This is a genomic window from Kitasatospora paranensis (genome assembly GCF_039544005.1).
GTDB lineage: Bacteria > Actinomycetota > Actinomycetes > Streptomycetales > Streptomycetaceae > Kitasatospora > Kitasatospora paranensis.
Window position 1 is genome coordinate 1,646,396 of the sequence record NZ_BAABKV010000001.1, and the last position, 13,623, is coordinate 1,660,018.

Annotated in this window: 12 protein-coding genes; 8 read left to right on the top strand and 4 right to left on the bottom strand. The window is 73.6% G+C overall.

What is annotated here, in order from left to right; all coding sequences use genetic code 11:
- Positions 1-73: 73 nt before the first annotated feature.
- A complete protein-coding gene (locus tag ABEB13_RS08280) occupies positions 74-1,204 on the bottom strand; it encodes a glycosyltransferase (RefSeq protein ID WP_345704940.1) in 1,131 nt (376 codons plus the stop codon).
- Between the two features lie 485 nt (positions 1,205-1,689).
- On the opposite strand from ABEB13_RS08280, the gene ABEB13_RS08285 reads away from it, so the two are divergent.
- From ABEB13_RS08285 to ABEB13_RS08305, 5 genes are all read left to right on the top strand, one after another.
- The gene (locus ABEB13_RS08285; RefSeq protein WP_345704941.1) at positions 1,690-2,889 is read left to right on the top strand and encodes a hypothetical protein; all 1,200 of its coding nucleotides are present in this window, start codon (positions 1,690-1,692) and stop codon (positions 2,887-2,889) included.
- On the top strand, positions 2,829-3,707 hold the full coding sequence (locus ABEB13_RS08290) for a glycosyltransferase (protein ID WP_345704942.1): 879 nt from the start codon (positions 2,829-2,831) through the stop codon (positions 3,705-3,707). Before ABEB13_RS08285 ends, ABEB13_RS08290 begins: the two co-directional genes overlap by 61 nt.
- Positions 3,708-3,850: 143 nt before the next feature.
- Entirely contained in the window at positions 3,851-4,138 is a 288-nt protein-coding gene (locus ABEB13_RS08295) for a hypothetical protein (RefSeq protein WP_345704943.1), read from the top strand.
- A 204-nt stretch (positions 4,139-4,342) separates the two neighbouring features.
- Complete coding sequence (locus ABEB13_RS08300) at positions 4,343-5,023, top strand: hypothetical protein (protein WP_345704944.1); 681 nt, start codon at positions 4,343-4,345, stop codon at positions 5,021-5,023.
- A gap of 163 nt (positions 5,024-5,186) precedes the next feature.
- Positions 5,187-6,755, top strand: a complete 1,569-nt coding sequence (locus tag ABEB13_RS08305; RefSeq protein ID WP_345704945.1) for a hypothetical protein — start codon at positions 5,187-5,189, stop codon at positions 6,753-6,755.
- Positions 6,756-6,920: 165 nt separating this feature from the next.
- On the opposite strand, the gene ABEB13_RS08310 is transcribed toward ABEB13_RS08305, so the two are convergent.
- The 3 genes from ABEB13_RS08310 to ABEB13_RS08320 form a co-directional block, all read right to left on the bottom strand.
- The gene (locus tag ABEB13_RS08310; protein WP_345704946.1) at positions 6,921-7,118 is read right to left on the bottom strand and encodes a hypothetical protein; all 198 of its coding nucleotides are present in this window, start codon (positions 7,116-7,118) and stop codon (positions 6,921-6,923) included.
- 156 nt (positions 7,119-7,274) lie between these two features.
- Complete coding sequence (locus ABEB13_RS08315; RefSeq protein ID WP_345704947.1) at positions 7,275-7,871, bottom strand: DinB family protein; 597 nt, start codon at positions 7,869-7,871, stop codon at positions 7,275-7,277.
- Between the two features lie 14 nt (positions 7,872-7,885).
- On the bottom strand, positions 7,886-8,332 hold the full coding sequence (locus ABEB13_RS08320) for a VOC family protein (protein WP_345704948.1): 447 nt from the start codon (positions 8,330-8,332) through the stop codon (positions 7,886-7,888).
- Positions 8,333-8,403: 71 nt separating this feature from the next.
- Between ABEB13_RS08320 and ABEB13_RS08325 the strand changes: the two genes are divergently transcribed.
- From ABEB13_RS08325 to ABEB13_RS08335, 3 genes are all read left to right on the top strand, one after another.
- Positions 8,404-9,423, top strand: coding sequence for a sigma-70 family RNA polymerase sigma factor (locus ABEB13_RS08325; RefSeq protein ID WP_345704949.1), 1,020 nt, complete (start codon positions 8,404-8,406; stop codon positions 9,421-9,423).
- Between the two features lie 716 nt (positions 9,424-10,139).
- The gene (locus tag ABEB13_RS08330) at positions 10,140-11,009 is read left to right on the top strand and encodes a hypothetical protein (protein ID WP_345704950.1); all 870 of its coding nucleotides are present in this window, start codon (positions 10,140-10,142) and stop codon (positions 11,007-11,009) included.
- Positions 11,010-11,151: 142 nt separating this feature from the next.
- Positions 11,152-13,581, top strand: coding sequence for a glycosyl hydrolase (locus ABEB13_RS08335; protein WP_345709594.1), 2,430 nt, complete (start codon positions 11,152-11,154; stop codon positions 13,579-13,581).
- The last annotated feature ends 42 nt before the right edge of the window (positions 13,582-13,623 follow it).

Sequence of the window (13,623 nt, forward strand, 5' to 3'; positions counted from 1 at the left end):
GGCGGGCGGCTGCCGGTTGGAGTCCGTGCTCGACCCCGCGGGGATCCGGGTCCGCAGTGGCCGGAGTCCGGTCTCAGCGCCCGGCTCCCGGGCGATCGGGCATGAGCTGCAGAAGTTCCGCGGCAGCCCAGTGCGGGCCGCGGGCCCGGACGTCGTCCCGCAGGGCATCGCTTCGCGTGCGGCTCCCGGCCAGCAGCGCCCGGACGGCGGCACCGGCGGACGGCGCGTCGAGAGTGTTGGGATCCAGGCTGCGGCCGACACCGGCACGCTCGGCATCGTGGGCGATGGCGAACTGGTCGCTGGAGAAGGGCAGGAAGAGCGCGGGTACCCCGGCGGACACGCATTCGGTGAACGAGTTGTTGCCACCGTGGTGCACCATCGCAGCAGTGACGGGCAGCAGAGCCTGCTGCGGGACGGTCTCCGCAATGTGGAGCCGGTCGGTCGGGGCGCTGCCGAGCACCGGGTCGTGAGCGAGGTCGACGGCCCGGTCGCCGGCCGCCACGATCACGGACGCGTCCGTGTGCTGGAGGATCCCCTCGACGGCGACCCGCAGCACATCGTGCCGGGCCGACAGGAAGGTGCCGAGCGCGACCAGGACGAGCGGTCGGCCGCCGGTGGTCAGTCGGTCGACGACGGCCCGCCAGGCCGGATCGAGGTCCGCGGCGTCCGGCTCCGTTCGGCAATGCCCGGTGTAGAGCGCGCTCGGCCCGGTCGGCGCGGGAGGAAGCCAGGGGAACTCCGGGTAGTTGAAGACGACCGCGTGCGACGAGCAGAGCGTGAACGCCCTCTCCGGGACGGAGCGTTGCGGTGCTTCGTAGCGGAGGGCCGTGCGGAAGGCCGAAGTGAAGGCGGTGTCGTTCTCCTCGACCGCAGCACGGAGCGGGGCGAGGGCTGCCGGGTCGGGACGCAGGGTGTCCGGCCACGCGTACGGGAGCCCGAAGAAGGCGTCCGGGCCCACCGGGATGTAGCTGGGGTGGCCGGGGCAGAACGTGGCGTACGGCAGGGCCAGGCTGTGCAGGGCCAGCGTCACCGGATAGCTGAGCTGGTCGACGACGTACCAGTCGGGCCGCACTCGGCGGTCGAGGTCGCGCACGTCCCGCAGCACCCGGTCGGGCTCGGCCAGCATGTCGGCGCGGCGGTGGCGGGCCTGCATGAGCAGGGCGGCCACCGCGCCGTCGGCGGTCGCAGCGAGGAACTCGCGCAACCGGGCAGCTTCGCCTTCCTCCTGCGCAGTCCGCTCGGCGATGCCGTGGTTGGCGTTGCGGGTGACGGTGAGCTCCAGGAATCCAAGCCCGGCCGACTCCGCGAGGTCGGCGAAGGGGGTGTGCAGGCCAGGGAAACGTCTGCGCCGGCCCGGCGCAGGGCCGATCCGAGCACGCTCAGCGGTGCGGCGTGCGAGCGGAACGGCGGGCTGATCACCACGACACGGGCCATCGTGTCCTCCCTGGAATCCCGGGCGGCGCCGGACAGCGTCCAGCCCTCCCGATGATGCCAGAGCGGAGCGGTCCCGCCGGTCGGATCGGACCGTCGGGTGCGGCCCACCGTGCGCCCAATCCGTCCGGGGCCGGTCTCCGAAGACCGGGGGTGACGGCTGCACGCCACCGACGAGAGGCCGACCCCGTGGAGCAGGACAGTCCCGGCACAACCGCGCGAACGCATTCCGGCTCCGGCAGCGGCCCGAACGGGCCGGTGACCGACGAGCTGGCCGGGTGGCGGAGGCACTTCTGGGGCCAGAGCTCCCCCGCTGACTGCGGCCGGGACCTCCTCGGACTGCTCGCCCGGGCCGAGTACGGCCGGGTCGAGGCGGGCCCATGGACGGCAGACTTGTCCACCGAGGATCTCGCCGCCGCGGCCCTGCGCCGGGCGGCCCGCGACGGCCTGGCGACGGACCCGGCGCAGCTCGTGACCTCTGCGCACGCGTCGCCCACGGTGCGGACCGCGCTCGCCGAGGCCTGGGCGGTGACCCTGGCGGCCGGGCACGGACGGAACGCAGCCGCCGTACTGCGCCGCCGGCTGCTGGCACGGCCGCCCGCCGGCGAAGCGGCCTTCCTGCTCGACCTGGCCGAGAGCGGCGGGCTTCAGCCGTTGACGGCGGCCGAGTGCGCGGCCATGGCCCGGTCGGCGGACCGGGCCGAGCGGCACGCCGCCTGGCGTTACCTGGCCGGGATTGCGCACGGTGCGGAGGTGCTGCCGAGGGTCGCGCCACGGACCGCGGATCGCTACGAGGCGCTCCTGCTCGCCGCGGTCTGGCAGCGGGCGGTGCCGGGGGCGGCGGCCGGCCAGGCCTTCCGTCAGGCCGTACGGCCTCTGCCTGCCGAGGCGGGGAGCGGCCTCACCGTCGCCCAGTCGATGCTGCTGGGCAGGCTCGACGAGCCGGGAGCGGGGCTGAGCGGGGGCATGAGCGTCCTGCTGGGCGGCCTGGGTGATGCGCTGACCGGCACGGGTCGCGTGGGCCGGGTCATGACCCTGGCCACCGCCGGGCCCACCGATCTCGGCCGGAGGCAGCCGCTGGTGGTCCGGCGGGGACCCGAGCACTGGGTGATGCGGATCCCGGTCGATGCCCCCGAGCCGTTGGACCCCGGACCGCGGCCGTGCACCGCGCGGCACTGGCCTGGTGGGCCACCCGGCTGCTGGCACTGCCCGGCGCGGCCGTCGACGTGGTCCACGCCCGCTTCGCCGATGACGGCTCACTGGCCATGGCCGAGACGGCACGGCGCCACGGCGCCCGGTTCGCCTTCACGGTCACACCGGACCCCCATCGCACGACCGCCGAACGCCACCGCGACCTGCCGGTCCACGCGAACAGCGAACCGGCCGCGGCCCTCCGCATGGACCTGCACCGGATCTTCGTCGCGGACCGGCTGGTCGCCCGAGCCGATCTGCTGGTGACGATTCCCGGCCGGACGGGCTCCGCCGAACTGCCCGAGCACTTTCCGCAGCTCGCGTCGCAGCGCCGTCCCCGGCGGATCGCGGCCCCGCCGGAGGGCATTCCACCGTTCGAACCCGGCCAGCACGACGAAGCGCTCGCGGCGACGCTGATGGGCCGGCTGTTCGCCGGCGGGGATCGGCCGGACGGGCTCGACGCGGACGGGTCCGGGGTGCGGGTCCTGCTGAGCGTGGGACGGCTGCATCCGGTCAAGCAGCAGGACCGGCTGGTGGAGGCCTGGCTCGACGCCGGCCTGCACCGATCGACGGCACTGCTTCTGATCGGTGGGTCCGGCTCCGACGCGACACCCGTCGAGACCGGGATGCGCGGCCGGATCGCCAAACTGCTGTCCGCGGAGCCGACGGCCCGACGGCGGATCGCGCAGTGGCCGGCGCTGCCCAACCGGCAGGTGCGGGTGCTGGAGCGGGCGCTCGCCTCGGGCCGCTGGTGCGGCCCGGCGATCTACGTGTGCCCCAGCGCCAAGGAGGAGTTCGGGCTGGCCGTGCTGGAGGCGATGGATGCCGGAATGCCGGCAGCGGGGCCCGTCCGCGGAGGCGTGCCGCACTACATCCGGGACGGAGTGAACGGATTCCTCCTGCCGACCGGTGGCGCCGGCGAACTCGCCGAGCGGCTGCGCGAGGTGTGCGGGCTGCCTGCGGACCGGCTGGCGGAAGTCGCCGCGCGCGGCCGCGGCACGGTCGCGGCCCGCTTCTCGGCGGCGGCGATGGCTGAGGCCCTGGCCGCCGAGTACACCGCGGTGGTCGCGGGCACAGCACGGTGAGGACCGCGCCGGCTCAGCCCCTGCCCGGCGGGTCGCAGCCGTTAACGGACAACCGGGCCCCGCCGCACAGCCGTCCCCGGCCCGGTGGCAAGATCCACATCCTGGCGGGTCCGTCGGAGGACCTCCCGGGAGAGGACATCACCGTGCATGCTTTCGCCTGGATCTGCCTGACGGCGGTATGGGCCCTTACGCTCACCACCGCGCTGCCTGCCCTGGTCCGCGGCCGGCTGCCGCGCCAATGGGGCGGCAAGGGTGATGCCCGGCTTCTGGGGACGGGACAGCTGGTCATCGCCGTCGGAGTCACCTGGGGCATCGCCACCACCGGCACCCCGGGGGCGGTGCACTGGGTGATCGGCCCCGGCCTGGTGCTCGTGGGCATCGGCCTCACCGCATGGGCCGGCCGCCGCACCGGGGCCGACCGGCCTCAGTAGAAGCCGCCGACCGCCCGGCGTCGGCGGAGTGCCACCGCGGGGCGCGTGCGTCACGATCGGCCTGTGGCAGGCGCGGCGCGCGGCCCCGACGGTCCGCCGACCGTGGAGGCGCCGCGGTTGCCCGCGCTGACGCCGACTACGCTGGCAGGCCGGGAAGTTCAGGGTAAGGGGCTGTTGGTTGTGGGCGGGGACGGGACGCGGGACATGGACGAGCAGGACGACGTGACGACCTTCATGGCGTTGCCGGCGCCGGAGGCTGCCGACGGCGCCCCCTTCGACCGGTGTCTGGCGGATGTGGTCCAGGTGCTCGGCCTCGACGCGGTGCGCCAGCCGGGCACCGACGACGGCCTGTGGGGCCACCGCGTCCGGCAGGCACTGCGCGAGGCCTGCGAGCGGGACACGGCCTTCCCCGAGGAGTCGTTCGAGGTACTGCTCCGCGCGGCCGTGTACGACGCGAACCCGAGCTTCAACCGGTGGTTCGTCGAGGCTGCCCTGAACGCGTTCGGGCGCGGGCGGGTCAGGTCCCGGCTGATCGGCTACCTGCAGGCGGGGACGGGCGCGGAGCGGGCAGGTGCCGCGCGGGCCTGGTACTGGACGGCCCTGTCGCTCGACCACCCCCGGCTCCGGGCGGTGAGCCCGGCCGGGGACCGGCAGGAACCCGACGACGACGCGGTCGGCGTGCGCGAGTGGCACGAGGCGGCGTTGCGGGAGTTCGTGGCCAACGAGGACCCGGACGTCCGGCGCTGCATCCTGCCCGGCCTGCCCCTGCGTCCGTCCGCCTTCCCGGCGGAGCTGCACCCCCTGGTGGAGGAGGCGGTGGCGATCGCCCGGTCCCATCCGGACGAGTACCTGCGGCACCGGGTGGAGCACCAGGTCCGCGGCTGACGGCCCCTCTCCTACACGACCCCACCTCGGCATCACGGCCGACGGGCCGGCCCGGGGACTCGCCGTCACTGTCCCGCCCCTCTGCGGTGCCAAGGCAGGCCTCCTGCCATGTCATCACCTCGTCGGCGATGACGCGTGCCCCACCGGGGGCGATCTTCTCCAGGTGTTCGAGGACGATCGGCCAGCCGCCGAGGAACACGGCCCGGGCGGCCAGTCGGCGGGCGCGGGCGGGCTCCGACACCTCCAGCAGTGCGGCCAGCGCGCGGGCCCGCGTCGCGCGGTGGAGGATCGTATCGGCGAGGTCCTCGGCCCGCTCCGACTCACCCTGCCGGGCCAGCTCACGGACGACGCCGATCAGCGCCTCGCCCTGTCCCCACCGGTCGGGGATCGTACGGGCGAGGGCTTCGGCCCGGGCCGTCCGACCGCACCGGGCCAACTCGCCGACCACGCCGATCAATGCCCTGCTCCGCGCCCAGCGGTCGGTGAAGGCTCCCGCGAGGGCCTCGGCCCGCGCGGTGTCCCCGGATCGCGCGAGCGCCTCGACGATCTCGGCCTGCCGCGCCGCGCGCAGGTCGGGCTCGACGATCCGGTCGGCGAGGGCCATCGCCCGCTCGACCTGCCCGTGCCGGGCCAGCAGCAAGGTCACGGCCGCCCGCAGGGCGAGGCTGTCGAAGCCGCCGTCGCGGCGGAGCAGCTGCTCGGCCCGGTCGGCGAGGGCGAGGGCCACCTCCTGGTCGACGGTCCCGGTGACCGCCTCCAGCAGCTCGGTCACGGCTTTGGCGTCGAGGGGCGGGCGAGGCCGGGCGAGGATCGTGAGGCACAGGACATGGGGGTCGCCGGTGTTCGCCTGCGGCCCGTCCGCCACGGCCCGGTCGGCACGGGCCAGGCCGCGCAGCAGGGCGTCGAGGCGATCCAGATCGCCGTTGCCGGCCTCGAAGGCCAGCACCGCGACGAGCGCCCCGCCCCGGCCGGTGCCGGCTCGACCCTCGGACCGGACGAAGCCCTCCACGCGGTCGGCGTACGTGCCGGCCAGGACGTGGTCGCCGGCGGCGTGCGTGATCTTCATGAGCCGGACGAGCACGTGCCCCGCGTCGGGGTGGTGACCGGCGTGCTCGGCCGCTCTGGCGGCGTAGCCGAGCGCGGCCGGGAAGTCGCCGCTCTCCGCCACCGTCTCCGCCAACACCGCCCAGGCCATGGGCCGGTTGTGGGGGTAGCGGATCCCTTCCGCCAGGTCGGCGGCGCGCTCGTGTCCGCCGGCACGTGCCACCGCCGGGATGTGGGCGACCAGGGCGCGGTCCCGGAGCGACCGGTCGGGCAGCGACTCTGCGAGCGCCCGCGCACCGTCCACATCTCCGGCCCCACCCGCTGTCCGCACCAGACGGACGAGGTCGTCGCCCGGACCGGACCGGCCCGCGCTCGACCGCACCAGCTCGACCGCCCGGGCGAGATGACCGGCACGGACGAGAGCCGCCGCCAGGCCCGTGCCGGTTCCCATCTCCGGGCCCCGGTGCGCCGCCAACCGCAGGACCGTCAGCAGGCAGGCCCCGTGGCCGCCGCGCAGCAGGTCCCTGCCGCTGCTGCCCGGCGGGGCCGGGCCGAGGCGCTGGTCCCAGGCCCTCGCCAGGTGGAGCTCGTAGCCCAACTGGGTCTGCCCCTTCGACATGCACAACCCCTCGCCGACGGCCGCCCCCGGCACCTCGCAAGGCGACAGCCACCCGGACCGACACGATAGACCGATCACCGGCTTGCGTCCGGCCGCCCACGTCCGGCCCCTGCCAACCCATCAACCGTCGCAGCAAGTTACGGCCTTCGGGCCCCTCGGGTGCCCGCTCCCTAGGGGCACCCGCTCATCGGGCAAGGATCGCGCCCGCTCGCCCGGGTGGAGGCCGCGCGGCCCTCATTCACGGTCGCGATCCGCGAGGAGCGCCCACAGGACCGTGACCACGGTGAAGCCGATCACCAGCACCGCGAAGAACAGGCCGACGGTGGCCGGCGTGCCCACCCGCGAGGGCGGGAGGACGATCTGGCGAACGATGTTGAGGCCCCCGACGGTGACGGCGTACATCCACCACGGGCCCCGTTGAAATCGGTGCATCGACTGATCCCCTTCCGGTCGAAGAGCAATGGGCGGCGAGGCGCACCGAGGCGGAGGGCGTCCGCACCCGGGCCCGCTCCGGCTGCCCGGGCGTTCCGGCCCCAAGTACCGCAACCCCCGGCGTGGTTCGGCGCCACCACCATCGGCGGCCTCGGCTCAGCACTGCTCGGCCGCCGCCGCCACACGGTCGCGGCACTGCGCCCACCACTGCTCGTCCCCGGCGGGCAGCCGCTCGGCACCCGGGCGGTGGCCCACCGAGCCGTCGAGCAGCTCACGGACGATGTCGGCGTGATCGGCATGCCGCTCGGTCTCGGCGATCATGTGCACCAGCACCCGGTGCAGGCCGGCGGCACCGGCCTGCCCCGGCCACCACGGGACGCGGCCGACGGCGTCCAGCGGCAGCGCCGCGACAGTGGCATCGGCGTGCCGCCAGGCCATGCGGTAGGTGTCCACGATGTACGCGCGGGACTCCTCCGCGGTGGCCCACAGGTCGCTGTTGGGCTCGAGCCCTGCCGGACCGAGGTCCGGGCGGAACCAGGGGACCGGCTCGGCGCAGTGGCGGTCGAACACCCAGCCCAGGTAGAGCAGTTCGACGCCGGCCAGGTGCTTCACCAGGCCGAGCAGATTGGTCCCGGTCGGGGTCAGCGGGCGGCGAACGTCACGCTCCGTCAGGCCGTCCAGCTTCCACAGCACGCTCTCGCGGGCGTCCTGCAGGGCGCGGCACAGATCGGTCCTGGGATCGGCGGTCGTCATGGCGGTCTCCGATCTCAGGCGCCGAGCAGGCCGACGGGGTTGCCGTCGGGGTCGGCGAACACGGCCATCCGGTCCGTCCCTGGCAGGTTCCGCGGTTCCAGCAGGCGGCTGCCGCCGAGTTCCTCGGCCCTGGTGAGCGCCACGTCCACGTCCGCGACCCGGAAGTAGACGACGATCCCGGTGTACGGACTTCCCGGACCGGCCTGGCCGATCCCACCCGTCGGCCGGCCCTCGTCCGCACCCACCAGCGCGTAGGTGCCGTCCAGCACCTCGACCGGCCAACCGAAGAGCCCCTGGTAGAAGCGGCGGGCGCGGGCCGCGTCGGGGGTGGAGATGTCGAACCAGGCCGCCGTGTGCGGCTGGCCGGGGCGTCCTTCGGGGCCTCCTTCGGGGGTTGCCCCGGGACCTGCTTCGGGGCCTTCTGCGGGGTTTGCTTCGTGGCTCGTTGCGGGGCTCGTCACGGGGTCCTCCTCGGGGTGTCGGGATACGCGGTCGAAGAGGTGACTCCCGCGGTGGGGCAGAATCGTCGCTCGTGAGCGAGGAAATTTCCGGCCCTTCCGCAGCCGCCGACCTGGACTCGGCCCGCGACGGCGACGACGCCGCGTTCACCCGCCTGGTGGCACCGCTGCACCGGGAGCTGCACGCCCACTGCTACCGGATGCTCGGCTCCGCCCACGACGCCGACGATGCCCTGCAGGAGGCGCTGCTGCGCGCCTGGCGCGGCCTGGACCGCTTCGAGGGCCGCAGCTCGCTGCGCGCCTGGCTCTACACGGTGGCCACCCGCACCTGCCTGGACTCCGTCGGCCACCGCGGCAGGCGCGCGCTGCCGGTGGACCTCGGTCCGGCAGCCGACCACGCGGTGCTCGACGCCGCGCCGCTGACGGAGGTCGCGTGGCTGAGCCCGTACGCCGACGCGGGCCTGCCGGCCGGCCCCGCCGCCCGGTACGAGCAGCGCGAGGCCGTGGAGCTCGCCTTCGTCGCGGCCGTGCAGCACCTGCCCGGCAACCAGCGGGCCGCACTGCTCCTGTTCGACGTCCTGGGCTTCTCCGTCGCCGAGATCGCCACGATGATGGACACCTCCACCACCTCGGTGAACTCCGCCCTGGCCCGGGCCCGGCGACAGCTCGCGGCGAAGGTGCCGGACATCTCCCAGCAGCAGACCCTGCGGATGGTCGGCGACACACGGGTACGGCAGATCGCGACCTGCTTCGCCACCGCCCTGCAGCGCGGGGACGCCGACGCCCTGGTCGCACTGCTCACCGAGGACGTCACGTGGTCGATGCCGCCGCTGGCGCAGTGGTACTCCGGCGTGCACGCGGTGATGGACTTCGCGGTGGCCGTTCCCCTGACCCGCTGCCCCAGCTGGCGCTACCTGCTCACCACCGCCAACGGGCAGCCGGCGGTGGCGTTCTATGTGGGGGCGGCGCCGGACGCGGTGCACGGAGCCTGGTCGATCACCGTCCTGACGCTGCGCCGGGACCGGGTGGCAGGAATCGTCTCCTTCCTGGGTGCCGAGCACGTCGCGGACTTCGGACTGCCCGCGATCCTCTGACGAGGACGGAGCCGAGCCCGGCGGGCAGGGCAATGCTGAGAGCGCTCTCAGGACAGAGAGGAGCATGACACCCCCACCGGGGTGGCATCAAGGGGGCAAGGCCTCCATGCGACCTCGCGGCCCGGTGGAGTTCGGAGTCCGTGCGCACCCTCCGGAATCCTCGCACGCGACGATGGGCGGCGCCCCGTCGACATGGTGCCTTCCCTCCGAATGGCAGGTGAGCAGCAGGAGTTACCGGCAGGAGGCGTCCACCCCGGCGCCATCGGGTCGCCGGCAGGCGCCGACGGCGGCGCGGCACGACTGCTCCGGTCGCCTCACCGGCACCCGGCAGCTCCGGCCCCAGCGGCCGTCGCTCGGCCGGGGGCGTCCGAAGTATTGACGGTCCGTGAGAGCGCCCTTAACCTCCTCGACTTGAGAGCGCTCTCAGTTTCTCGTTCCACAAGCTCTCTTCATCAAGCTCACTTCCTCAAGCTGCCGAGCCTCGTCCGAAGGGTCATGGCCTTCCCTCACGAAGGCTCTTGTGCAGTCCGTTCCGTCCTCCCGTCGCGCATGTCGTTCCGGTGCGCGGCCCCCACCCTGGGAGATCTCATGGTGTTCAGACCTGTCGATCCGTTCCGACGGGCCGTGCCCGTCCACGGCTCACCCGGCGGCGCCGCTCGCCGGACGGGGGCCCGTCCGGCCGCCGCCGGTTCCTTCGCCCCGGCGCCGTCGGCTTGGTGGCGGCGCTCCTCGGTGCGGCGCTGGCCGCGCTCAGCCCGCAGGCGGCGTCCGCCGACACGGTCGGTGCCGGCAGTTACACGACGCAGGCCGCGGGTCCGCTGCCCTCGGGCTGCGGCAACCTGTCGACCGACCCACGTCAGTGGGTCACCGCCAACGCCCCCGCGGGCGCCGTGCCCACCAACGACTGGTGGTCCTCGATCCTGTGGAAGAAGACCAACTGCGCTTACGGCGAGCCACTGTTCGCGCACCCGCTGGGCTTCCGTGCGCAGTCCGGGGGCCTGGGCTTCTCGTACACGACGACTCCGGCGATCTCCGGCAGCGGCACCGGCGTGGGCGAGTACCACTTCCCCTACAGCGAGGACTTCGTCGCGGGCGTGACCGGCCTCGGCGCCCCCGAGGTGAAGGTCGACGGGTGGAGCGACTGGACGGTCAGCCCGTACTTCTCCGACGGTGCCCACACGCTGCGGGCGACGATCGGTGAGGGCCTTCCGTTCGCCTACTTCCAGGTCACCGGCGGCAACGCGCAGATCTCCGTCGCCTCCGGGGCCACGGCGACGGTCTGGGCCGACACGGGCTCGTCGATCGGCTACACCGTCAACGGCCACGACTACGTCGCCTACGCCCTCCGGTGCGACCTGGTCGGTGAACGGCTCCGCGATCACCTCCTCGCTCGCCGGCAAGGGCTTCTTCTCGATCGCCGTCCTGCCGACCACCCCGGCCACGACGGCAATCGACCGCGCGGGCCTGGCCGCGACGTACGGGCAGTACGCACAGAGCCACGTCACCGGCAGCACGGTCGCGTACCGCTACGACGAGGCGAACAGCACCGTCATCACCGACTACCGGTTCACCACGGTCGCCCGTGAGGGCACCGAGACCGGCACGGTCGCCGCGCTGCTGCCCCACCAGTGGCAGTACCTCGCCGGCGGCAGCCCGCTGCCGCAGACCTACGTGTCGGGACGCGGTGCGCTGAAGGTCCTCACCGGCGTCTCCTCGTTCACCACGTCGATGGTGTACCACGGCGTGCTGCCCGAGGTGCCCGCGGTGGGTGACAGCAGTGGCACGGACGCGGCCACCCTGCAGAATTACCTGAACGCCGAGCAGGCCGACCCCACGAAGCAGGTCAGCGACGACACCTACTGGACGGGCAAGGGCCTCGGCCGGGCCGCCCGCATCGCGGAGATCGCCGACCAGACGGGCAACACCGCCGTCCGCGACTCGGCGCTGGCGGCGATCAAGTCGAAGCTCACCGACTGGTTCACCGCGTCGGCGGGCAAAACGGCACACCTGTTCTACTACGACAAGAACTGGGGCACGCTGATCGGCTACCCCGCCTCCTACGGCTCCGACCAGGAACTGAACGACCATCACTTCCACTACGGCTACTACGTCGCGGCGGCCGCCACCCTCGCCAAGTTCGACCCGGCCTGGGCGTCGACCGGGCAGTACGGCGGCATGGTCGACCTGCTGATCCGCGATGCCGACAACTACGACCGCAGCGACACCCGCTTCCCGTACCTGCGGGACTTCGACATCTACGACGGCCACGACTGGGCGTCCGGCCACGGCTCGTTCGCCGCGGGCAACAACCAGGAGTCCTCGTCCGAGGGCATGAACTTCGACAACGGCCTCATCCAGTGGGGCGAGGCCACCGGCAACAAGGCTGTCCGCGACGCGGGCATCTACATGTACACCACGCAGGCCGCGGCCATCCAGGACTACTGGTTCGACAGCAACCACCAGAACTACCCGGCCGCGTTCCCGCACCACGAGGTCGGCATGGTGTGGGGCGACGGCGGCGCGTACTCCACCTGGTTCTCCAGCGCCCCGGAGCAGATCCAGGGCATCAACCTCCTCCCGGTGACGGGCGGTCACCTCTACCTCGGCTACGACCCCGCCTACGTCAAGGCCGACTACCAGGACATGCTGACCAACAGCGGCCACACCCAGCCGACGATCTGGACGGACATCTGGTACGAATTCCTGGCCCTGGGCGACGGTGACAAGGCGCTGTCGGCCTTCCGCGCGAACAACTCGTTCACCTCGGAGGAGGGCGAGAGCAAGGCCCACACCTTCCACTGGATCCGCAACCTCGCCGCCCTCGGCAACGTCGACACCACCGTCACCGCGGACTCCCCGCTGGCCTCGGTCTTCGCCAAGAACGGCGCCCGCACCTACGTCGCCGCCAACATCACCGCCACCGCCCGCACCGTCCACTTCTCCGACGGCACCACCGTCGACGTCCCGGCCGGGAAGACCGTCGCCTCGGGCGCCAACACCTGGAGCGGCGGCACCGCCACCGGCGGCACGAGCCCCAGCGGCGGCCCGACCTCCACCGCATCTCCCACCGCCTCGCCCACCCCGACCGCCGACCCGAGCCCCAGCGCGTCCGCCGGCCCCACCGGCAGCGCCTCCGCCTCGCCCTCCCCCACCGGCGGAGCCACCTCCTCGCCGACGCTGTACCTGCAGAGCGACGGCAGCCTGACCGGCAGCACGCGGGCCGCCGGCACGGCCACCGTGGCCTCGGCGGGCGGCGCGAACCACGACGGCACCCCGTCCGGCCCGCTCACGCTGACCGCGACCGGGCTCAACCTCACCTACAACGGCGGCACCACCGCCTTCGACCTGGCCGTCGACGCGGGCACCGCCGTCGGCAACGCCACCCAGATCCGGCTCTCCTACGACTGCGCGGGCAACGGGAACTGGAACCGCGTCGAGACCTACCACTACTACGCCACCGACCCTGTTCCGGGCGTCGAGCACTACACGCAGACCGGCGGCCCGGAGTCCGCCACCGGCACCCCCTGCGACCTGGTCAACGGCACCGTCAAGGCCGAGATCTGGAACGCCCTCGGCACCAGCCCCAGCGCCCTGGGCACCGGCAACGCCTCCGTGCTGAACCTGCCCTACACCGCGACCACGGGCTCGACCTCCTCGCCGTCCGCCTCGGGAGGCACCGGGGGTTCCTCCTCGCCGACCCTGTACGCGCAGGGCGACGGCAGCCTGACAGCGGCCGTGCGGGTGTCCGGCAGCGCGGTGATCACCTCGGCGGGCGGCGCGAACCACGACGGCACCCCGTCCGGCCCGCTCACGCTGACCGCGACCGGGCTCGACCTCACCTACAACGGCGGCACCACCGACTTCGACCTCGCCGTCGACGCCAACACCTCGGTCGGCAACGCCACCCAGCTCCGCCTCTCCTACGACTGCACCGGCGACGGCTCCTGGGACCGCGTCGAGACCTACCACTACTACGCCACCGACCCCGTCGCCGGCTGGGAGCACTACACGCAGACCACCGGCCTCGAATCCGCCACCGGCACCCCCTGCAACCTCGCCGGCGGCACCGTCAGGGCCGAGATCTGGAACGCCCTCGGCACCAGCCCCAGCGCGCTGGGCACCGGCAACCTCACCGTCCTGCACCTGCCCTACAGCTGACCTGACAGCAGCAGCAGGGCAGCTCAAGGCCCGGGCCCCGCG